This window comes from Sphingobacterium cellulitidis, from assembly GCF_043187465.1.
Classification (GTDB): domain Bacteria; phylum Bacteroidota; class Bacteroidia; order Sphingobacteriales; family Sphingobacteriaceae; genus Sphingobacterium; species Sphingobacterium cellulitidis.
This window is the reverse complement of sequence record NZ_CP171136.1, coordinates 3,995,170-4,017,410: the sequence shown is the minus strand read 5'-3', so window position 1 is coordinate 4,017,410 and position 22,241 is coordinate 3,995,170. Positions and strand designations below refer to the sequence as shown.

The window sequence follows — 22,241 nt, the reverse complement described above, 5'->3', positions numbered from 1 at the left end:
CAATTATCTATTGAACAACCAAAACCGAAGATCCAATTTCATAATAAAATGGCAAAACAAGTAAAATATAATGTAGAAGCACGTGACGCCTTGAAAAAAGGTGTTGACACACTTGCAAACGCAGTAAAAGTAACTTTAGGTCCTAAAGGTCGTAATGTAATTATTGAGAAAAAATTTGGCTCCCCAGCGATTACTAAAGATGGTGTATCGGTGGCTAAAGAAATCGAATTGAAAGATGCTTTAGAAAATATGGGTGCACAAATGGTAAAAGAAGTAGCATCTAAAACTGCTGACCAAGCAGGTGATGGTACAACTACCGCTACTGTATTAGCGCAAGCAATAGTTGCTCCTGGTATTAAATCTGTAGCCGCTGGTGCTAATCCAATGGATTTAAAACGTGGTATTGATAAAGCTGTTGCTGCTGTGGTTGAGAACCTAAGATCTCAGTCTCAAGTTGTAGGTGCTGACAATAATAAAATTAAACAAGTTGCTTCTATCTCTGCTAACAATGACGAAATTATCGGTTCATTGATCGCTGAAGCAATGGAAAAAGTAGGAAATGACGGTGTAATCACTGTTGAAGAAGCAAAAGGTACTGAAACTGAAGTGAAAACAGTAGAAGGTATGCAATTTGACAGAGGATACCTTTCTCCTTATTTCGTAACTAACTCTGATAAAATGGAAGCGGAACTTGAAAGCCCTTACATTTTAATCTATGATAAGAAAATCAGTAACATGAAAGAATTGTTGCCGATTTTAGAAAAACAAGTACAAACTGGTAAGCCTTTATTGATCATTGCTGAGGATTTAGACGGTGAAGCATTAGCTACGCTTGTTGTAAACAAAATCCGTGGATCATTGAAAGTGGCTGCAGTTAAAGCTCCAGGATTTGGTGACCGCCGTAAAGCGATGTTAGAAGATATCGCTATCCTAACTGGTGGTACTGTAATCTCTGAAGAAAGAGGTTTCAAATTGGAAAATGCAGAATTGTCTTACTTAGGACAAGCTGAAAAAGTAGTTGTTGATAAAGATAACACAACTATTATCAATGGTGCTGGTAATGGAGATGATATTAAAGCTCGCGTTGCTCAAATCCGTTCTCAAATTGAAACAACAACTTCTGACTACGATCGTGAAAAATTACAAGAGCGCCTAGCTAAATTATCAGGCGGTGTTGCTGTTCTTTACGTTGGTGCTGCTTCTGAAGTTGAAATGAAAGAGAAAAAAGACCGCGTAGATGATGCACTTCACGCAACTCGTGCTGCGGTAGAAGAAGGTATCGTTGCTGGTGGTGGTGTTGCTTTCATCCGTTCTACTGAGGCTTTAGTAAACCTGAAAGGTGAAAACGAAGACGAGCAAATCGGTATCGATATTATCAAACGTGCTATCGAAGAACCTCTTCGTCAAATCTGTGCTAACGCAGGTATTGAAGGTGCAGTAATCGTTCAAAAAGTGAAAGAAGGAACTGCTGATTATGGTTACAACGCTCGTACTGATAAGTTCGAAAACCTTATCTCTGCTGGTGTTATTGACCCTACTAAAGTTTCTCGTGTTGCATTAGAAAATGCTGCATCTGTAGCTTCAATGTTATTAACTACAGAATGTGTTCTTGCTGATGAACCAGAAGATAATCCTGTAGGTGCTGGTGGCCCTCCAATGGGTGGCGGCATGGGCGGAATGATGTAAAATTTCCCCTCAAAATATTAAAAGAGCTATTCATGAGAATAGCTCTTTTTTTGTGTCTATTTTTTCTGAAATCCCTTTCGATTTCCTCTGATTTTACAAACATGCTCACATAATTTGTATCTTAGTTTAAGAGCTAATCTATTCTGTGTATATGGACACTTACAACATTATCGTACTCCTCATTATCTTTGTGCTAGGGATTATTTTAAGTATTTATATCTGGAAAAAGGTGGGCAACAAAAAGATTGTCAACAAAGTAATTCCTGATCCTCCTGAATTCAAAAATGTCCTTCTGGAAAAGGTGAATTTTTTCAAGCAATTGGACCCCGCTCAACAAGAAAAATTTATCAACCGTGTATCTTATTTTTTGTCGACCACTAAAATTTCTCCTGAAAAAGGTGCTGTCATAAACGATGAACATAGAATATTAATTGCCGCCAGTGCTACCATCCCTTTATTTCATTTCGAAAACTGGTCCTATGAGAATTTAGATGAGGTGCTGGTCTACCCCGGGACTTTCAATGAAAAGTATAATACGGAAGATGAAAAAAGAAATATTTTGGGAATGGTAGGAGATGGGGCTATGCATCGAAAGATGATTTTATCTTTATCAGCACTTATGGCTGGCTTCAATCAAAATGGTGAAAGCAATACAGCAATTCATGAATTTGTCCATTTAATAGATAAAGCGGATGGGGATGTGGATGGTGTTCCAGAATATCTAATTCCTAAAAATTTAATCCAGCCTTGGCTAGAAGAAATGCACGAAACCATTTCTGCTATCCGAAGGGATAAATCGGATATCCGTGATTATGCAGCCACAAATCCAGCTGAATTTCTAGCCGTTGTGTCCGAATATTTTTTTCAAAAACCTAAGCTTTTAGCTGAAGACCACCCAGAATTATATGCCATGCTCAATGAAATTTATAGTGGCAATAAAAATGAATAATCTTAAACTTTTTTAGTTAATACACTGTTATTTAGAGTAATAAACATTTGAAAAAACAACCTTATAGGTTTCAATAAAATTTATTTATCATGGAATATAGATATTTAGGAGATAGTGAAATTAATGCTTCCGTCATAACTTTTGGTGCTTGGGCTGCAGGCGGTTGGATGTGGGGTTCTACAGATCGTAAAGATGCAGTCGAAGCGATTATTGCTGCTTATGAAGTTGGAGTAACTTCAATTGATACTGCCCCAATTTATGGTCAAGGAACCAGTGAAGAGATTGTAGGAGAGGCTCTAAAAGACATACCTCGTGATAAAACCCAAATCCTGACAAAATTCGGAATGCGGTGGGATCTTGCTCAAGGTGATTTCGCCTTCCATAGTAAAATGAACAATGGTGAGGATATTGAAATCTTCAAATTCGCCGGTAAAGAAAGCATTATTCATGAATGTGAGCAAAGTTTAAAAAGATTAGGTACTGATTATATTGATTTATACCAAATTCACTGGCCAGATTCTACAACTCCTCTGGATGAAACTTTTGAAGCCGTAGCCCAACTTATTGAACAAGGAAAAATAAGATATGCAGGGGTATGTAATTATAATGCTCAACTGATGGCAGAAGCTGAAAAAACCTTGCCATTGGTTTCAAATCAAATTCCATTTAGCATGGTTAATCGAGACGTGGAAGAAGAAACCATTCCTTACTGTATAAAACATAATAAAGCAGTCTTAGCCTATAGCCCTTTAGAAAGAGGACTCTTAACAGGAAAAATCCATGTTGGCCATCAATTTCAAGAAGGGGACCATCGAGCAAAACATCCCCATTTTCAACCGGACTTTATTGAACGTACGAATGTTCTTCTTGAAAGAATTAAACCTTTGGCAGATGATAAAGGGGTTACTCTCGCTCAATTAGTATTACGTTGGACCGTTGAAAGACCTGGTATTACCATTGCCCTTGCTGGTGCAAGAAATGCCGAGCAATCCGTGCAAAATGCCAAAGCAATGGATATTCTTCTAACTGAACAGGAAATCGAATTCATAAATGCTGTAGTAGATGCATTTTAAAGCATGGTTAAGATTGAAAGTTATTTCCAGAAAGTGGAAATAACTTTCAATTTAACTGAAATCTTTAATCACTGTTATTTTATTTTCAGGATTAAATTCAAAGATTGAATGTCCCTTCATCCTAATCTTGTCTCCAATTTTTAATTCTTCTGAAAACTCGATGGCTAAGGTTGCCTCATAATCTATATTTACCTCCGAATAGTTTTCAAAATGTTCCATGGAGGTGATAGTTTGCTCTCGCTCCGAGAAAAAAGATTTTGCTTGCTCTGCCTGTTCTGAAAATGCATCCTTACCCTCAAGGGAGTCCGTAATCTTCCCGTTTGATATATTCTCAAAAATTAAATTATCATCCAAATCTGCAATCATCTGCTCAACATTAAACCGATTGTAACCTTCAATATAATTTTTAATTATTTCAGCTCTATCTTTCATTTTTTTGCAATAAATCTTATAAGACCTAATTTAATAAAATCCTGTTGGATATGAATGAGTTGTAAAACTAATGTTGTTTATAAACTCTTCTTAACAAGAAAATTGATATTATTAAAATGTTAAGGTTATTACAAATGAACATTAACTTTTGTATTTTGCTGTAAGAATCAATTATAAATTAAATTAAGTGCTGATAGCTTAAACTTATACTCGATGAAATACGAAGAATTAGAGCAATTATTTTATGCAGGTGAATTGGATTTATGTATTAGTCAAGGCGAAGAATATCTGTTAGATCATCCTACCGACACAGATGTTTTATTTCTCATGGCTATTGCATATCATGACCGAGCTATTGAAGAAGGTCATGAATCTGCATATATTGCAATTCAAGAGTATGTCATCCCATATCTGAAGAGAGTATTAAAATATGAACCCAATAATCCTCGGGTTATGTACAATCTGTTGAATTATCAACTCGGTAATCAATATGTATTGGAAGAGATAGCAAAGCCCAAGAAACATCTCCGGGAAGATAATAAAGACGAATTCTTAGATTATGCCAATAGACTAAAAAACGATAACCTGAATAAGGTGTATGGTTTGGAGTTTGAAATTAAGATTTATGAAATCTTAAAGAATGATGAATCTTTATTAAGAAGTCTGGATGAAGCAATAGCTTTCTTTGAAGAGGAGTTTAAAGATAGTCGCGAGTTAAGGGATCGAAATGTCTCCATTTGTTGGGTAAAGAAGGTCTATTTGTTGGACAGAACGAATCAGGTGAGTAAGGCGGATCTAATCGAATTGATCGACAAGGGCATCTATAGATTTGTCAGTCCTTTGGATATTGATTACTTGAATTTGGCTGAAATTGCCTTCGATGGGGCTGCCCTTGATGTTTCCCTCAAGGTTCTCTTAAAGCTGATAAAAGGTGATAATCATGAACCTGAAATACTAGAAGGATTTATTAAATGGCATCATCGCTTTAGGGAACAAATTGATATGGGCTATCAAAATGCCAGTGTCTTCTATTTTCAATTGATAATTGAACGGAATTATTTTGAAGCCTTAGGCCTTCCTGAAGATTATTATTATAAGCATGGTCTTGAAATCAAGGATAAGTATCCAAATAATTTTGCGGCACATCATTTTGCAGGTACTTACTTGTATGAAATGGGCGATTTTGATGAAGCATATTTGCTATTGAAACAAGCCGTGGCAATAAATCCAGATGTTACCTCTTGGAGACGTATGGTGGAATCCCAATTCCTATCAACAGGTCTCGTGGAACAAGATATCCCAGTTTTTAATAGCTTGCCTCGAGACATATACAATGAAGGAGTGAATCTAGATGATTTTCTGAGAAATATGGCCGAAGATGCTATCAAAGATTCCTTGCGTAGTCTTGATGTTCGCTTGTACCAATATTCCTTCGATGCATTCCGAAGATATTTTGAAGATTTTGAATTTGAAAGTGATTTTTATGGGGATGAGCATTGTTGGGCAATGTGCTGTAATAATTTAGCAATTGTGTACTCAACTCTTGGGAATTATCCGATGGCCATCACTGTATGTGAAGAAGGTTTGCTTCATTCTGAGTTTCCGGAATTGCATCATACCCTAATTGATGCTTTGATAAAAAATGAAGACTTCTCGGCTGCGCAAAAAGAATTGGAAATCTACTTCGGAATCTACGACGAGTTTACGGCGTCATTCTATAGGCATTTACAGCATAAAGCAGATTTAGTCGTTGTAAATCATAAATTAGAACTCTCCGAGGATATCAAATCTGAAGCGCAGGAATTGTTGTTTGAAATCTATGAACATTATCAAGAGAACCCTGATATTTCGGATTATGATTTTAGGGACTTTGAAGCCGCCAAAAATACTGTTGAAGGAGTACTGTATCATGAGTATGAACATAAATCCCCATATGAACGCCGAGATTATTATTTAAGTCTTGCTTCAAAATATCCTGATGAGGCTAATCCTCAATATAACCTAATGCAGGCCTATAATGAATTGGAAGATTATGAACATGTGAATTCTGCTGCCCGATTGTACCTCGAAAATAAACAGTCCTTCCTCCTGAATGATTTTGATAAGGCCAAGACCATCTATCTGATTGTGAAAAGCCATTATTTGACAACCCAATTCCGCGAAGGTGCTGCCATGTTTACGGAGTATAACCAATTCTGTTTTGAAGCGATGGAAGCCAGCGAATATGTGCTCTGGTTAAGCTATGGGGTTAAACTGTATGATAAATTAAATGACCTGCCACAAGTAAATGGGTTGGTAGCGCGTTTTCAAGAAATTTATGAACAGGAAGAATGGGCTTACGATAGTTTATCTGAAGAGGTTTTATTGGCAAAAGCCCATGTTAATTATCAACAAGGTTATCTCAAAGAAGCCCATAAGATTTTAGACTACATCCTTTCTTATGATGATCATAATCCTATTGCTGAGCATTTTAAACAAACCTGGAAGAAGCCTAGCATATTTTCTAAACTCGGATTTTAATTTTTGTATGATTTAATCGACAAATTCAACTTTATAATAAAAAGCCTAATTTATTATTCTAAAGAATTTTTTAATATTGACTCACTATTAGCGAAAGGCTTAGTAACGTAGGTGTTGTAAGTGATATCAAACCAATTTCTGCTATTATAGTATTTTTTATTTCACACAATTATTAGCAATTCTAATAAATGAATAATGAGAGGTTGTCGAAAGTAATCGACACAATGCGATTGCCATTAATCTTCTTGGTGGTTATTGCTCACATCGCCCCATTCTCATACCCACTGATTAAGTTTTCTTTTTCGGCGAATCACGTCTTTGTGTTGGTCTCTGAGATGTTTTCACACCATATTGCAAAATTTTCTGTACGATGTTATTTTCTGGTTTCTGGATTTTATTTCTTTAATAAGTATGCTGGAAGTTTGATGGAATTCTATAGAAAACAATTCAAAAGCCGTTTAAAAACAATCGTCCAGCCTTATATTATCTGGAATGTATTGGCGATTCTAGCCGTTCTCTCCAAAAATTACCTTTTCCAAAAATTAGGTGGCAGTACCGATGAGGATTATGCCAATTTATTTAATGGAAATTTCATCAAACACTTTTGGTTAGTACCTATTAACTTCCCATTATGGTATTTAAGAGACTTAATCTGTATGATTCTTATCTCACCTTTAATTTTTTATGCCATCCGGTATTTGAAAATTTATAGTTTAATTGCCTTTGGGATTTTTTACTTCTCTTGTCTTGATGATCCATTGCCTGGATTCAGTAGTACAGCACTTTTCTTTTTTAGTTTTGGAGCATATTTCTCCCTGGAAAAGAAAGACCTCCTACAGTTTTTTAATAAAATAAAAATTCCAGCATTACTCATTACTTTGATTTTCTTGGCTCTTTCCCTCAAAGCCAGTGGCTCCGATATCCACGAATATTACCTTCGCGTTTTTATTATGTCTGGTGTCATTTCTGTATTTAATTTATTTGCCTTTCTGAACGATAGATTCAAGTCTATGAATCGACTTACTGGATTTAGTTCCCTGACCTTTTTTATCTATGTCGTCCATGAAATTTATATAATTGAATGGATAAAAGGATTCTTTTATAATCATCACTTATTTCAAACTGGTTGGGAACGCTTCTATGCCTATTTGATTATTCCTTTTCTATGTGTTTTGGTTTGCTGTGCACTCTATTATGCTTTAATGAAAGTGATCCCAAAGATATTTGTATTCTCATTAGGTGGAAGAACCCCAAAATTTAATAAAATTAATCAACCTCATGTAGTGGAAACCTTACATATTAAAACAGATTAATTCTCAATTTTCTCCTCTTTATTTGAATTGAATCAGCTATCATCTTGATTCTCAAGGGCTTGTGTTGCTATTTTAACTTCACAATATAATTTAATAAATAAAAAATAGTTTAATAATAAAATTTATATTGTTAACATTGTTTATAATAAATTTTGTAATTATTATACTAAATGTTGCTCTTAAGGCTTTATAACCAATAATTACAGATCGGAATTTGATTTAAGGCTTATCCTTGAATTAATTCATAATTAAAGTTAACAGTTTGTGAATCAAGATGCTAGGTTGTCGAAAGTAATCGACACAATGAGACTACCATTAATTTATTTGGTAGTGATTGCGCATTTAGTGCCATTTACCCTAGAAAAAGTTAATTTCAGCTTTATTGGGGATGATTTTTTTGTGTTGGGCTCTGAGATGTTCTCACATCATGTCGCCAAACTCTCTGTAAGATGCTACTTTTTAGTGTCCGGCTATTATTTTTTCAAACACTATGCTGGCAATTTGCGCTCCTTCTTGAAAAGGCAGTATAAAAGTCGTTTCAGAACATTGTTGAAACCTTATTTGATTTGGAATTCCATTGCATTCCTGGCCTTTATATTCAAAAATAAAATTTTTATTTCGATGGGTTTATCTGCTGAACCAGAATTTGCCACATTGAAAGAAAGCTCCCTTCTCTATATGTTTTGGTCAGGACCCTGGAACTTCCCCTTGTGGTTTGTCAGAGACCTGATTTGCATGATTCTTATTTCACCCTTGATATTGTATTTTATCAAATACTTGAAGCATTATGGAGTTATTTTGCTGGCAATTCTATATTTAACACAGATTGGTAAAGATATTCCTGGTTTCAGCTTGACCGCAATTTTCTTCTTTAGTTTAGGGGCATATTTCTCCCTGGAGAAAAAAAATATGCTACAGTTATTTTATCAACTCAAAATTCCAGCTTTCATCCTTGCAATTGTTTTCCTTTTTACGGCACTAAAATATAATCCTGAACCTTCCCATGAGTACTTTGTCAGGATATTTATCTTATTTGGAGTAATTACAACATTTAACCTATTCGTATATTTGAATGATAATTATTCTTTTATGAATAAATTGACGGGGTTTAGTTCCTTATCATTTTTCATATATGTTATCCATGAGGTATTTATCATTAATTGGTTGAAAGGCTTTTTCTATAATCTTTCATTCTATGATAATTTGTGGATGAAACATTTGGCTTATTGGGCTATTCCTTTGATTTGTATTGCGATTATTGCGGCGATCTATTATTCCATGATGAAACTCACTCCAAGATTGTTTGTAAGCTCTTTGGGAGACCGTATACCTGAATACAATAAGGTAGAAGAAGTTGGTAAGAATGAAAAAAATAGCGTATTGGAAAGTACAGCTTTGAAGGAACCTCGAATGGAAAAAAGCAGGGTTTAAGTCTTTTTGCCTGTCTGAAATTATTTGTCCAGATCTTGCGCCGACCAACTTGGTAAATACCTCAAAAAGGACATGATTTGATCCTTATAGATTTTTTTGTTTAATATGTAATAAAAAGCTCCCTTTTTCGAGTTTTCTTTATCCTTTTCATTGAGTTTAATCAACAGGTTTGATGATAATAGTTTACGATTGAAATTTCTTTTATCAATCACTATATCATAGACTGCTTCATATAAACTTGAAATTTGGCGTAAGGTGAATTTTTCAGGTAATAATTCAAATAGGATGGGGTATAGGGCTGCTTTACTTCTTAATTGCCTTTTGGCAGTATTGATCATTTCAACGTGATCAAAGATTAATTTCGGATAATCTGTGATCGGAAACCAATTTGCCTGATACTTATCTGAGAGAATTTGTTGGTATTTTTTGCTGTCAATCAAGGCAAAATAGGTAATACTGACTACCCGTCTATGTTTTTCCCTATTAGGTTTTCCAAAAACTGCTGATTGTTCCATATAGACATTCGCTAAACCAGTTAGGTTATTTAATATCCGAGCTGCTGCTTCATCAGGACTTTCCGATGGTTGAATAAAACCCCTCATTAAGCTCCAGTTATTAATTTCTGGTTCAAAACCACGCTTAATTAGTAGGATCTGCAAAGAATCCCCATCAAACCCGAAAATTATACAATCTAAGGCTAAAAGTAAGCTTGGTTCATCTTTATAATATTCCATTTTATGTCTTCTAAGTACCTTGTTAAGGTTATTTTTAATAATATGTCAAATTGATATTGGTACAAAATACAAAATTTAATTAAAAATATTAAAATTCAATTGGAGAGGTATTTTCTTGCCTACTGTAAAAATTATTTTGTATGACTTTAAGCTTTATTTAACTGCGGTTTACTTTAAATATCTTTTAAGGATTAAATTAGCATAAAGATGGCTTATTTGTGTTTTAAATTCTATTTAACGATATTTTTTTGTGGAATAAACCTTAAATTGGTTAACCAAATAAGCTAAACTGTATCCTTTGGGGATCCATTAATTTTTTCTCAAATCATTTCGATGCAAAAATTATCAGCGTATATTTTATTCTTGATCCCTGTAATATCATGCCTCATTGGCTGTAATAACAGAAATCCTAATACTGCTCAAAACCTTCCTGATATTGCCGATAACTCCAAGGAAAGCTACATCCGTGCAATCCCAGGTGAGGATGAAGATGTTGATTCCGCTTTGATTGAAAAAGGTAAAGTGTTGCTTTCTTATTCTGATTGTTATACCTGTCATCGCCCCGATAAAAAAGTCCTTGGACCATCTTTTCAAGATATTAACCGTAGGTATCCCCGCAAAGAAGTATTTATTAAGATCTTGGCCCAAAGGGTTATTCTTGGCGGTAGTGGAGCCTGGGGTACTGTAATTATGAAACCGCATCCTAAATTATCTACGGCCGATGCTGAAGCCATGCTTACCTATATACTTTCCCTTTCTCCAGATAATCAGTCGTAATTTCTCCAGATTTCAAGAGGTATGTAACAGAATAATTACCCCGAAATTCCACTCATTTTACTTTAATCCTCAATTTGTAAAAAAAATATACTAACTTAATTCTTTAACCAGTTGATTTTGAGTTATTAGTTTGAACACTGAAAATTCAAAAGATACTTAAACCTTATACTACACCCTCAAAAAACTTATTCCCAAGGACGACTATTGTCAAGTTCTGGATATGGAGCATAATCAATACGGTTGAACGGTGATTCAAGTTTTGGATTTGTGCCTAGTTTATTAAAATAAATTTGACCTAACATAATTTAAGATGTGTAGAAATAACTCAAAACGGATTTTAAGCATTATCGCTGTATTTTCAACGCTCTGCCTGTTGATGGCCTTCTTCACGATGTGCAAATCTGGAAATGATTCTTCGGGTTCTGAGGGAGGGAATTTCGTTTTGCCGAAATACGTAGATTATAATTATGATATAAAACCCATTTTGTCGGATAAATGCTTTGCCTGTCATGGTCCTGATAATAATGCCAGGGAAGCTGGCCTACGATTGGATACCGAAGAGGGAGCTTACAAAGCATTGGCTGAAAGCCCGGGTAAGCATGCAGTCGTACCAGGAAAACCACATATTAGTGAAGCTTTTCTTCGAATTAAATCCGAGGATGAATCCATTCGGATGCCTCCGATTGCTTCAAATTTGCCACTAAGCAACTATGAAATCGACCTTATCGAACGCTGGATAGAGCAAGGAGCCGTTTATAAACCTCACTGGGCTTTTACAGCACCTGTAAAACCAGAAGTTCCACAACCAAAAGATAAAAGTTGGGGTAAAAATGATATTGACAAATTTGTCCTCGATAAAATGACCAAAGCGTGATTTAAACCAAATCCCGAAGCGGATAAAAATAGATTGTTACGTCGGGTAAGTTTAGATCTAACAGGATTGCCTCCTGATGAAAAGCTGATGGAGAAGTTTCTGAATGATACTTCTGCTCAAGCTTATGATCGACTAATTGATGAGCTCATGGCTTCCCCAGCTTATGGAGAACAAATGGCTCTGCATTGGATGGATGTAGCCCGGTATGCTGATTCTTACGGTTATCAAGATGATGATATCAGAACGCAATGGCCATGGAGAGATTGGGTGATACATGCCTTCAATGAAAATATGCCCTACGACCAATTTGTTACTTGGCAACTCGCAGGTGACTTATTGCCAAATCCCAATAAAGAACAGTTATTGGCAACTGCCTTTAATAGAAATCATAAGATTACTGAAGAAGGTGGTGTAGTGGAAGAAGAATATCGAGTAGCCTATGGATTGGATAAAACCAACACCTATGCAAAAGGTATTTTGGGGATTACCATGGAATGTGCGCAATGTCATGACCATAAATATGACCCCTTTACCCAGAAGAATTATTATGGGATGTATGCATTTTTTAATAACTCCTTGGAAAAGGGACTTGAAGGATTGGTAAATTCTGGACCTTCCAAGACCCCGCGACTAACCATTACGGCCGAAGATCGTCAAGGCATCTTGAACTTTATTAATAATACGGCTGATAATGCCGATGTCAGCGTTTCAGTAATGGGAGAGCGGGATAGTATTCGACCGACCTTTATTTTGGATCGTGGAGTCTATGATGCTCCGACAGTGCGGGTATATCCGCAAACGCCTGAGTCGGTATTGCCTTTTGATAGTACGAAATATGCATCCAATCGACTAGGACTCGCTCAATGGACTTTTAGCAATAAAAACCCATTGACCGCAAGGGTCTTTGTGAATCAAATGTGGGCAATGGTATTTGGCCGTGGATTGGTGGCTTCGGTTGCAGATTTTGGTAATCAAGGGGATTTGCCAAGCCACCCTGAATTGTTGGATTGGTTGGCAGTTGATTTTCAGCAAAATGGCTGGAATATCAAACGCCTATTGAAACAACTGGTGAGTACTGCTACCTATAGGCAATCCTCAGAAATTAATACTAAACACCTCGAAAAGGATCCAGAGAATATTTATCTGGCAAGAACAAAACGCCTTAGATTACCAGCACAAATGATACGTGACCAGGTCTTGGCAACCAGTGGTTTGTTGAACCGGGACATTGGTGGACCAAGCATTAAGCCTTATCAACCCGATGGTATTTGGGAGGTAAGTAGTTCTGGGCGTGGAACACTCGCGCAATATGTACAAGACCATGGCGATGATCTCTATAGAAGAGGTTTGTATGTCTTCTTTAAGCTGACTCTACCACCTCCAAATATGTTGATTTTTGATTCCAGCAATCGAGATGCTTGTGAAGTGCAACGACAAAGAACAAATACTCCTTTGCAAGCCTTGGTCATGTTGAATGACCCCGCGATATTGGAAGCATCCCGGATTTACTCTACAAAACTTTTGCAGGAAGCTCCAAATCTAAAACAAACTGATTATATCAATAAAGTATTTAAAAGGGTGCTTTGTAGAAATGCTTCAGAAAAAGAATTGAAGTTATTGGCAGATTATTACCAGGATGAACTAACCCGTTTTACGAAGAAAAAAGAAGATGCAGCCGCCTTTTTAAAAGTCGGTGAAGCACCGACGGATAAATCCATTCCTCAAGAAAAACTAGCGGCATTAATGTCAGTGGTACATGCCATCTACAATCTGGAGGAAACCCTCAATAAAGGATAAGAATAGACTTTTAAGATTAATTTTTTGCTGATTAACATGAAAAAGAAGGTAGATAACAACTTAGATAAAGAAGTTAAAGAAGCGCAGTTGTTTCAGAATCGGAGACAATTTTTATCAAGTTTGAGTATTGGAATTGGAAGTATCGCTTTGGGTTCTTTATTGATTCCTGATTTGTTTTCTGGTAAACCGGGAAGTCAGGAAGCTTTTGAAAGGGCTTTGCCTCATTTCGCACCAAAAGCGAAACGGGTGATTTATCTGTTTCAATCCGGAGGTGTATCCCAGCTGGAGTCCTTTGACCATAAACCTAAATTAAGAGAAATGTTAGGCCAGGATCTCCCGGAATCTATCCGCGGTGGGCAACGTCTGACCGGAATGACCGCAGGTCAAGCTAATTTCCCTTTGGTGGGCTCTTATTTCGATTTTGCCCAATACGGACAAAGTAGAGCATGGGTAAGTAGTTTATTCCCACATATGGCAAAGGTTGTAGACGACCTTTGTATTATCAAATCCATGCATACGGATGCTATTAATCATGACCCTGCCATCACCTTTTTTCAAACCGGATCCCAACAAGGAAGCCGTGCGAGCATGGGTGCTTGGTTGAGCTATGGACTTGGTAGTGAAAATCAAAACCTCCCTGGATTCTGTGTTTTGGTATCCAAAGGCAGAGGGAATGGGCAAGGGGTATATTCTAAGTTATGGACCAATGGCTTCCTAGATTCAGTGCATCAAGGGGTTCAATTTATGGGTGGACCAGATCCAGTTCTCTATTTGAATAATCCAGACGGTACTGATAAAGTCAGCCGCCGGAAATTACTTGATAAGCTTGCCGAATTAAATAGCATGCAATTCGAAACCTTCAAAGATCCCGAAATTACAGCCAAGGTTCAACAATATGAAATGGCTTATCGCATGCAAACTTCGGTTCCTGAAGTTACTGACCTGTCCAAGGAACCTGATCATATCATCAAAATGTATGGCCCAGAATGTCTTGTCCCTGGTTCCTATGCCGCAAATTGTTTGTTGGCACGGAAGCTTTCTGAAAATGGAGTTCGCTTTGTGCAACTGTACCATCAAGGTTGGGACCAACATGGCGGATTACCCAATGAAATGGCATTACAAGCTAAAGATGTGGATCAAGCTTCCGCAGCGCTAATCTCCGATCTTAAACAAAGAGGATTGCTCGATGAAACGCTGGTAATTTGGGGCGGTGAATTCGGAAGAACTAATTATTGTCAAGGTGGATTGACCGTCGATAATTATGGTCGTGATCATCACCCTCGTTGTTTTAGCATCTGGATGGCAGGTGGTGGTATTAAGCCCGGAATGGTATATGGTGAAACCGATGAATTGGGTTATAATATTGTTAAGAACCCTGTCCATGTACATGACTTTCATGCAACCATTCTTCATACCCTTGGCTTAGATCATGAAAAGCTAACTTTTAAACACCTGGGTAGAAGATATCGCTTAACAGATGTAGCGGGAAATGTTGTTAAAGATATATTAGCATAAAGAGGATCGCTAAATGACCATCAAGAATTTTCATTTCAATATATTGATCGGGCTAAATAGCTTTATCATATTCTTCCTCTTATTTGAAGGTAGTATACAGATCCCAGCTTATTTACAAGTAGTCGGTAGAATGCACCCATTATTATTGCATTTCCCAATAGTTCTGCTGATTATTTCTTGGATCTTATTCCTATTTAGGAATAGATTGGAAAAGGATGTTCCTACATTACAATCCGTTATTAATTCCCTATTATTTATTAGTTCCCTTCTTACTTCAATAACGGTCATAATGGGGCTCCTACTTTCAAAGGAAGGAGGATTCGAAGGTACTACCTACGAACTGCATAAGTATACTGGAGTGGGATTATCGTTGTTGACACTAGGATTAATGGCTTATATACGGTTTAATCCTGCCAAAAAATTTAAGAATCTGTTTGCTATAGGACTTAATATTTCAATTATTCTGCTTCTTCTGGTTGGGCATTTTGGGGCTTCATTAACCCATGGTGAGGATTTTATTATGGCACCAGTCATGCAGAAGGAATCCAAGGAGTTGGATCCTGAAAATACTTTGGTTTTCGAAGATGCGGTTTTACCTATCCTCAAGGCAAAGTGTGCAAGTTGTCATAATTCCGATAAAGCTAAAGGTGGTTTGATCTTAACGGATAGTTCTTCCATTTTAAAAGGTGGTGAAAACGGAAAGGTATTTACTGCTGGAAATGCCTTGACCAGTTTAATGATTGAACGAATTATGCTGGATATTGAACATGAGCATAAAATGCCACCTAAAGGTAAACCTCAATTGAGTATTGATGAAGTGGCCTTACTGAAATCTTGGATTCAGAGTGGTGGTAAGTTTGATGTACCATTGTCCTCATTTGCTGTTCAGGATACATTATACCAATCTGTGAAGTCCATTTATGGTTTTATTGGCGCCGAAACTTATGATTTCGCTAGCGCAGATGAATCGGAAATTAAAAAATTAAACACGGCATATCGTATAATTACTCCTCTGGATGCAGGCTCACCAGCATTGGACGTTAATTTTTACGGTAAAGACTTCTTTACTGATAAATCCCTGGAAGAACTTCAACCTATTGCAGAGCAGATTGTATCAGTCAATTTAAGTTCCATGCCTATTAGGAAAGAAGATATTCAGACCCTTAAAAAATTTAAAAACCTTAGAATTCTGAACTTAAATAATAGTAAGATCACGAATGAGGAATTAACGCAGTTGAATGATCTCCCAAATCTAAAAAGTATAAGTTTGATTGGTACTCAAATCACTAAGGACGGTTTGTCGAAATTGCTGAAGATGCCTAAGGTTCGAAAGGTTTTTGTTTGGAATACAGCATTAAAGCCTGCTGAAATCGAGGCTCTTCAAAAGGAATTTCCAAGCATTAAAATTGATCATGGATTTAAGACGGACGATTCACAAAAGTTGGCTCTCACCCCTCCAAAAATAGACCCTGGTAGAAGCTTTTTCCAAAAGGAAATTGACGTAGCGATTACCCATCCTATCAAGGGGGTACAATTCCGCTACACCTTGGACGGCACGAATCCGGGCACCTCAACCGCTTTAACCTATAAAGCACCTTTTAAAGTTAATAAGAATGCTACCCTACGAGTAAAAGCAAGCAAAGAAGGATGGTTACCTAGTAATGAAGTTCGACAGAATTATTTCGCTACCATCTATACCCCGAAGAAAGTGACTTTGGACTATCAACCTAATCCACAATATAAGGGAAGAAAGGAACAAAGCTTCTTTGATCTGGAAAGTGGGGGTTCGAATAATGCTGATGGAAAATGGTTGGGCTTTCAAGGGAATGACCTCTCTACCAACATGTTTTTTGATCAACCTGTTCAACTGGATACGCTTGCCTTAAGTATCAAACAATCATACAATGAACATATCTATCCCCCTGAATTTATTGAAATCTGGGCAGGAACAGATTCTCTCAATATGAAACTAGTCAATAAGGTGAAACTGGATCTTGATGAGGTTGGTAAATCGAGGTATAAACGAATTATTGCCTGCCATGTCCCTAGTCAAAAATTTAGCTTTATTCGATTGAAAACAAAGCATTATTCTAAAATCCCGCAAGGATTCCCAGGTGAAGGCAACCCACCTTGGCTTTTTGTCGACGAGATTATTTTAAAATAAAATTACCCTACAACCATCAGACTATGAATAGAAAATCATTTATACAAAAATCAACGCTATTAACAGGAAGCTTATTGATCATGAAGGATCTATTTGCCAGACCCAAGCAAACGGTTTATGGACATAACAACATGAAATATAGTTTGGATACTTCCTGGGCTACGAAGCATTCCCCAAGTTTAACGGTAAATGATTGCCATGAGATGGTTCAAGATAAAAAGGGAAGATTGATATTGCTGACCAATGAGGTGAAAAACAATATTATTATTTTAAATAAAGATGGTAAAATCTTGGATAGCTGGGGCCATGATTTCCCGGGTGGACATGGTCTTACCTTGCATAATGAAAATGGAACTGAATTCCTATATATCACCGATACGGATAAACATCAGGTCTATAAAACGACACTTTCAGGTGAGGTACTATTGACTATTGACGCTCCTTTAGGCGTCGGACTCTACAATAAAAAAGAAGAATTCGTTCCAACGGAAACCGCCGTTGATGAAAATGGTGATATCTATATTGCTGATGGCTATGGTGCGCAGCATATCCTGAAGTATGATCAACAAGGTAAACTCATTGCACATTTTGGTGGAAGAGGTGAAGGAGATCCGCATTTAGATAATGCCCATGGCATAACCTTCGATACCCGCGACAAGAAAAAGACCTTACTGGTTACAGACAGGACCAGAAATTGCTTTAAGCGATTCGATACCTCAGGAAGACTGCTTGATATTATCCAACTTCCTGGAGCTTGTGTATGTAGGCCTGTTATCCATGGAAAACATATCTATGCAGCCGTCCTCCGATCTCCAAATATGGATCTTGCCGGCTCAGGATTTGTTACCATTCTCGATAAAAAGAATAAGGTAATCAGTAATGTAGGTGGTACCGAACCTATCTATACCAATGGCACTCTAGGAACAATGCAACAAATGGATAAAATCTTTGTCCACCCTCATGATGTATGCGTAGATGATGATGAAAATCTATATGTGGCTCAATGGGCTTCTGGAAAAGTTTTCCCTTATAAATTGAATAGAGTGTAAGATAAATCAATCCTTCTTATACATCTTTCTAAACTTGATTTTTTCGGCTTCTCTTTCTAACAATAACCTAGCTAAAGTATGTCCTGCTGATCTAATTCCAGCCTCCTCTGCCAATGACCTTCTAGCCTTATCTTCGGAAACATCAATTCTATAGAGGATACTAATCAGCTTATTGAAATCATGAGAAACCAAATAGTCTAGGTAATTCGCTAGCTTTTCGAATTGCTCCTTTTCGGATTGCTGTTTTAACACTTCCTCCAATTGAAGTTTATCTGCAATTATTCGAATGGGATAGTTCTTTTCCTCCATGTCTACCTATTAAGATTCCTGAAGTAAATGTAGTTCTTATTGTCTAGAATAATAGTATTCCAAGATTTTAAATCCATTGGCATTTAAAAGATATTATTCGAGTTTTGACTTTATTTAAAATAGCCTTCCAATACTATAGTCATTCGCAATTACTTAAGCCCAAATTTTACCCAACACCGCATCTTCGTCTGATTTCCTCCGGACCTTGTCAGAAAATTTTCGAACAAAATCCGACTGATGTCCGAAGAAGGTCCGGCGAAAGTCCGGTAAAATTGGGAACTTGAGTAGGGTTTTTATTGGTTTAAAGTAAAATTAGTTCTCTAAAGGTAAATTGCTGGCTTCTTCTAAGTTTTGAGAAAAAAGTATAAAATTAATTGGTAGATAATATAAAAGTTTTATATTTGTCTTTATGTAGTACATAAATACTAATCAATATAAACTCAATTATTATGAAAACCATGTTAATCAGTTGCTTAAGCTGCCTTCTTTTGCTTCTTACTGGTTATCCATCTTATTCTCAATCAAAAATAACTGGGAAAATTTTGGATGATAAGGATCAAGCATTGATGGGAGTGACGATTGGGATAAAAGGTAGCCAAACACAAGTTACCTCCAATGATTTAGGGCTGTTTGAAATTGAAATTAATTCATTTCCGAGCACATTAATTTTTAGCAGTGTAGGATATGAAACTCTTGAGCAGCAAGTTTCCGCTGGTCAAAATAATTTAACGATTCAATTAAAGCCTTCAGATACTAATATAGATGAGATTGTAGTTGTTGGATATGGAACCCAAAGCAGGAGAACACTAACAACAGCTATATCCAAAGTAGATGGGAAAGTCCTAGAGAATATACCAATCAGCACAATTGGAGAAGGTCTTCGAGGTAAAGTTGCTGGAGCTCGAATTTATCAATCTAATAATACTCCTGGAGCAGATGCGGTTTTTAGAATCCGTGGAGGGTCGTCTATCAATAAAACTAATGATCCATTAGTGTTAGTAGACGGTGTTGAACGTGCATTTTCAGGAATTAATCCAAATGATGTTGAATCAATTGAAGTATTAAAAGATGCTGCTTCAACAGCAATTTATGGATCCAGAGCTTCCAATGGGGTTGTTTTAATTACCACAAAGAAGGGAAAAGATTCCGGTTCAGCTAGAATTACTTTTGATGCGAATTATGCATATCAGACACCTGAGTCATTGATAGATTTCATGAATTCAAGAGATTATATATCAACGGTAAGACCTGCTGTTGCATTAAGCCCAAATAAAAATTATAATTTTAATTCAGGTTATTCAGCAAGTTCTGGAAATGATCTTACTTCCATTTATTCAACACGATATTTAAAAGATGGAGAAAGTATTCCTGCAGGTTATCAGAGTATGGTTGATCCATTGGACCCCAGTAAAACCATAATTTTTCAAGATAATGATTTTCAATCCTTATTGTTTAGAAATACCAATTGGCAAAACTATTACATTGGTTTAGATGGCGGAAATCAGACTGTCCGATATGCAGGAAGTACAGGTTATACCAAAGATGATGGTGTTGCATTAGGAACAAATTTTGACCGTTTTACAGCACGAGGGAAAGTCGATGTCAGTATCAATAAAAAATTGACTTTTAACACCATGTTTGATTACTCAAATACTCTGTCATCGGCATTTGAAAATCAAATGAATGTTATCGCGAGAGGCTTAGCAACACCACCAACACAAAAAATATATTATGATAATGGAAAGCCTACTCCGGGATATAATGCTAGCTCGCCAAATCCAGTGTGGTGGGATGCTACAAGAGATATTGGTAATAAAGATAAAAGGTTTTCCCTGTCTGGGGGGCTAGATTATCAGGTATTGGAATCGTTAAAAGCCCAAGTTGTGGTTTCTAACTTTTCACATACCAACAACTATAGTTATTTTGAAAAAGCCCATGAATTTAGTGGTTTAAGAACAACAAGACAAAGCAATGGGCAATTAGATCGGTTGAAATTTGATGGATTATTAAATTACTCCAAAAACTTTGCTCAAAATCATGATTTGTCAGCTATGGTTGGTTATTCCTACCAACAAACGGATAATTCCAATTTTTCGGCTGCAGTAAATGGAGCTAGTTCAGATAAAGTACCTTCATTATCTGCAGGTCCGAATAAAACTGATGCGGATAGTGATAAATGGAGACAGGTTCTGATAGGTTATTTTGGCCGTGCAAACTACAGTTATAAGCAGCGGTATTTATTGATGGGTACATTTCGTTATGATGGTTCGTCTTTATTTGCTAAACAAAATAGATGGGGGTTTTTTCCGGGTGTATCAGCTGGATGGATTGTGTCTGAGGAGGATTTTTTCAAGAACCAAAATGCCATAAATTACATGAAATTAAGAAGTAGTTTTGGTCAAACAGGGAATAATTCCATTGGTCTGTATGATGCCTTAGGAAGGTATGTCGCTGATAATCGTTATGATGGTAATGCTGGAATAATGCCTTCCATTATGCCAAACCGAGATTTAACATGGGAAACCTCTACCCAATTCGATGCAGGAATTGATTTTACTGTATGGAATAACAGGTTAAGTTTCCAAGTTGATTACTTTAATAAAATAACAGATAACTTATTGTTCAGTATGGATTTACCCAATACATCTGGGTATTCTACAGTGCAAACGAATGTAGGCAAGGTGAAGTTTCATGGTTTTGATTTTGAGATTGGTTCCCAAAATATTAAAAGAGAGAATTTTAGTTGGGACTCTAAATTAACTTGGAGTTTTGTTAAAAATAAAGTTCTTAAGTTACCAACCAATGGTCGTGAAAATAACAGAATTGGAGGAATTCAATTGGCAGATGGATCGGCATTTGGTGGGACGGCTGAAGGAGAATCTCTATACAGATATTATGGTTATCAAGTTGATCATATCATTCAAACGAAAGAAGAGGCAGCCAATGCGCGATATGATGAATCAGCTAGAGGGTGGGATCCAGAAGATGGTAAAAGTATAAAAGGTAGAAAAATGCCCGGAGATTATGAATGGGTAGATCGAGATGGCGATGGAGTAATAACCAGTAAGGATCAATTTGAACTTGGGGTGACTGTTCCACATAGTACGGGAGGGCTTCAGAATACCTTTACTTATAAATCTTTTAGTTTAAACGTATTCGTTGATTGGGCACTTGGTCATAGTATAAACCACAATGCCTATATGCGCTATTTCATGAACACATTTGCAGATAATTATACTTTGGTTAATGATGTGAAAAACACATGGAAACAGCCGGGAGATAATGCTCAGTATGCTAGATTCTTTGCAAATGATCCTGATGTTGGAAATTCAAACTTTTCAAGGACTTCATCAGCATTTAACTATAAGGGAGATTACTTAGCAATAAGAGAGGTCACATTCCTTTATAACCTACCAGATAATTTGATTAAGAAAATTGGGGCATCAAATCTCCAAATAGCTTTGTCGGGTCAAAACTTAATGTATTTCTGGGAAGGTGCTGGTAAAGGAATTTCGCCAGAGGTGGGTACAAATTCAACTTATAGCGGTTCCTATTTTAACTACCCAGCGATTCGCAGATATTCTCTTGGGATTAAACTAACCCTTTAATTGATTGATT

The 22,241-nt window shown here is 36.6% G+C and carries 16 protein-coding genes and 1 pseudogene; 14 read left to right on the top strand and 3 right to left on the bottom strand.

Going from position 1 to position 22,241, the window contains the following annotated elements:
* Positions 1-48 precede the first annotated feature (48 nt).
* From groL to ACF3OC_RS17510, 3 genes are all read left to right on the top strand, one after another.
* Positions 49-1,686: a chaperonin GroEL gene (gene groL, locus ACF3OC_RS17520; protein WP_094257254.1), complete on the top strand. Its 1,638-nt coding sequence runs from the start codon at positions 49-51 to the stop codon at positions 1,684-1,686.
* Between the two features lie 151 nt (positions 1,687-1,837).
* Entirely contained in the window at positions 1,838-2,635 is a 798-nt protein-coding gene (locus ACF3OC_RS17515; RefSeq protein WP_094257253.1) for a zinc-dependent peptidase, read from the top strand.
* Positions 2,636-2,724: 89 nt separating this feature from the next.
* On the top strand, positions 2,725-3,708 hold the full coding sequence (locus ACF3OC_RS17510; protein WP_094257252.1) for an aldo/keto reductase: 984 nt from the start codon (positions 2,725-2,727) through the stop codon (positions 3,706-3,708).
* A 51-nt stretch (positions 3,709-3,759) separates the two neighbouring features.
* Here the strand turns inward: ACF3OC_RS17510 and ACF3OC_RS17505 are convergent, their stop codons facing one another.
* Entirely contained in the window at positions 3,760-4,140 is a 381-nt protein-coding gene (locus ACF3OC_RS17505; RefSeq protein ID WP_094257251.1) for a nuclear transport factor 2 family protein, read from the bottom strand.
* Positions 4,141-4,353: 213 nt separating this feature from the next.
* Here ACF3OC_RS17505 and ACF3OC_RS17500 point away from each other — a divergent pair, with 213 nt between their 5' ends.
* The 3 genes from ACF3OC_RS17500 (at position 4,354) to ACF3OC_RS17490 (ending at position 9,404) form a co-directional block, all read left to right on the top strand.
* The gene (locus ACF3OC_RS17500) at positions 4,354-6,660 is read left to right on the top strand and encodes a tetratricopeptide repeat protein (RefSeq protein ID WP_094257250.1); all 2,307 of its coding nucleotides are present in this window, start codon (positions 4,354-4,356) and stop codon (positions 6,658-6,660) included.
* 188 nt (positions 6,661-6,848) lie between these two features.
* Positions 6,849-7,973, top strand: a complete 1,125-nt coding sequence (locus ACF3OC_RS17495; protein ID WP_392470187.1) for an acyltransferase family protein — start codon at positions 6,849-6,851, stop codon at positions 7,971-7,973.
* A gap of 303 nt (positions 7,974-8,276) precedes the next feature.
* Positions 8,277-9,404, top strand: coding sequence for an acyltransferase family protein (locus ACF3OC_RS17490; RefSeq protein WP_392470184.1), 1,128 nt, complete (start codon positions 8,277-8,279; stop codon positions 9,402-9,404).
* Positions 9,405-9,424: 20 nt separating this feature from the next.
* Here ACF3OC_RS17490 and ACF3OC_RS17485 read toward each other — a convergent pair whose 3' ends face one another.
* On the bottom strand, positions 9,425-10,138 hold the full coding sequence (locus ACF3OC_RS17485; protein WP_392470182.1) for an NUDIX domain-containing protein: 714 nt from the start codon (positions 10,136-10,138) through the stop codon (positions 9,425-9,427).
* Between the two features lie 333 nt (positions 10,139-10,471).
* Here ACF3OC_RS17485 and ACF3OC_RS17480 point away from each other — a divergent pair, with 333 nt between their 5' ends.
* From ACF3OC_RS17480 to ACF3OC_RS17450, 7 genes and pseudogenes are all read left to right on the top strand, one after another.
* Entirely contained in the window at positions 10,472-10,915 is a 444-nt protein-coding gene (locus ACF3OC_RS17480; RefSeq protein ID WP_392470180.1) for a c-type cytochrome, read from the top strand.
* Between the two features lie 310 nt (positions 10,916-11,225).
* Complete coding sequence (locus tag ACF3OC_RS17475) at positions 11,226-11,789, top strand: c-type cytochrome domain-containing protein (protein ID WP_392470178.1); 564 nt, start codon at positions 11,226-11,228, stop codon at positions 11,787-11,789.
* A gap of 15 nt (positions 11,790-11,804) precedes the next feature.
* A pseudogene (locus ACF3OC_RS17470) lies at positions 11,805-12,353 on the top strand (DUF1549 domain-containing protein); the annotation flags it as partial.
* Positions 12,342-13,586, top strand: coding sequence for a DUF1553 domain-containing protein (locus ACF3OC_RS17465; RefSeq protein WP_392471622.1), 1,245 nt, complete (start codon positions 12,342-12,344; stop codon positions 13,584-13,586). The pseudogene ACF3OC_RS17470 and the gene ACF3OC_RS17465, both read left to right, overlap by 12 nt.
* Positions 13,587-13,622: 36 nt before the next feature.
* Complete coding sequence (locus ACF3OC_RS17460; protein WP_094280666.1) at positions 13,623-15,101, top strand: DUF1501 domain-containing protein; 1,479 nt, start codon at positions 13,623-13,625, stop codon at positions 15,099-15,101.
* 13 nt (positions 15,102-15,114) lie between these two features.
* On the top strand, positions 15,115-17,265 hold the full coding sequence (locus ACF3OC_RS17455; RefSeq protein ID WP_392470176.1) for a c-type cytochrome domain-containing protein: 2,151 nt from the start codon (positions 15,115-15,117) through the stop codon (positions 17,263-17,265).
* Between the two features lie 23 nt (positions 17,266-17,288).
* Positions 17,289-18,314: a 6-bladed beta-propeller gene (locus ACF3OC_RS17450; RefSeq protein WP_182499119.1), complete on the top strand. Its 1,026-nt coding sequence runs from the start codon at positions 17,289-17,291 to the stop codon at positions 18,312-18,314.
* A gap of 6 nt (positions 18,315-18,320) precedes the next feature.
* On the opposite strand, the gene ACF3OC_RS17445 is transcribed toward ACF3OC_RS17450, so the two are convergent.
* Positions 18,321-18,623, bottom strand: coding sequence for a hypothetical protein (locus ACF3OC_RS17445; protein ID WP_182499118.1), 303 nt, complete (start codon positions 18,621-18,623; stop codon positions 18,321-18,323).
* A 449-nt stretch (positions 18,624-19,072) separates the two neighbouring features.
* On the opposite strand from ACF3OC_RS17445, the gene ACF3OC_RS17440 reads away from it, so the two are divergent.
* The gene (locus tag ACF3OC_RS17440) at positions 19,073-22,231 is read left to right on the top strand and encodes a TonB-dependent receptor (protein WP_179221457.1); all 3,159 of its coding nucleotides are present in this window, start codon (positions 19,073-19,075) and stop codon (positions 22,229-22,231) included.
* The last annotated feature ends 10 nt before the right edge of the window (positions 22,232-22,241 follow it).

Bases quoted from the DNA above. Each gene is read 5' to 3' on its own strand.
- groL (WP_094257254.1), top strand. From the start codon at position 49: ATGGCAAAACAAGTAAAATATAATGTAGAAGCACGTGACGCCTTGAAA.
- ACF3OC_RS17515 (WP_094257253.1), top strand. From the start codon at position 1,838: ATGGACACTTACAACATTATCGTACTCCTCATTATCTTTGTGCTAGGG.
- ACF3OC_RS17510 (WP_094257252.1), top strand. From the start codon at position 2,725: ATGGAATATAGATATTTAGGAGATAGTGAAATTAATGCTTCCGTCATA.
- ACF3OC_RS17505 (WP_094257251.1), bottom strand. From the start codon at position 4,140: ATGAAAGATAGAGCTGAAATAATTAAAAATTATATTGAAGGTTACAAT.
- ACF3OC_RS17500 (WP_094257250.1), top strand. From the start codon at position 4,354: ATGAAATACGAAGAATTAGAGCAATTATTTTATGCAGGTGAATTGGAT.
- ACF3OC_RS17495 (WP_392470187.1), top strand. From the start codon at position 6,849: ATGAATAATGAGAGGTTGTCGAAAGTAATCGACACAATGCGATTGCCA.
- ACF3OC_RS17490 (WP_392470184.1), top strand. From the start codon at position 8,277: ATGAGACTACCATTAATTTATTTGGTAGTGATTGCGCATTTAGTGCCA.
- ACF3OC_RS17485 (WP_392470182.1), bottom strand. From the start codon at position 10,138: ATGGAATATTATAAAGATGAACCAAGCTTACTTTTAGCCTTAGATTGT.
- ACF3OC_RS17480 (WP_392470180.1), top strand. From the start codon at position 10,472: ATGCAAAAATTATCAGCGTATATTTTATTCTTGATCCCTGTAATATCA.
- ACF3OC_RS17475 (WP_392470178.1), top strand. From the start codon at position 11,226: ATGTGTAGAAATAACTCAAAACGGATTTTAAGCATTATCGCTGTATTT.
- ACF3OC_RS17465 (WP_392471622.1), top strand. From the start codon at position 12,342: ATGTATGCATTTTTTAATAACTCCTTGGAAAAGGGACTTGAAGGATTG.
- ACF3OC_RS17460 (WP_094280666.1), top strand. From the start codon at position 13,623: ATGAAAAAGAAGGTAGATAACAACTTAGATAAAGAAGTTAAAGAAGCG.
- ACF3OC_RS17455 (WP_392470176.1), top strand. From the start codon at position 15,115: ATGACCATCAAGAATTTTCATTTCAATATATTGATCGGGCTAAATAGC.
- ACF3OC_RS17450 (WP_182499119.1), top strand. From the start codon at position 17,289: ATGAATAGAAAATCATTTATACAAAAATCAACGCTATTAACAGGAAGC.
- ACF3OC_RS17445 (WP_182499118.1), bottom strand. From the start codon at position 18,623: ATGGAGGAAAAGAACTATCCCATTCGAATAATTGCAGATAAACTTCAA.
- ACF3OC_RS17440 (WP_179221457.1), top strand. From the start codon at position 19,073: ATGAAAACCATGTTAATCAGTTGCTTAAGCTGCCTTCTTTTGCTTCTT.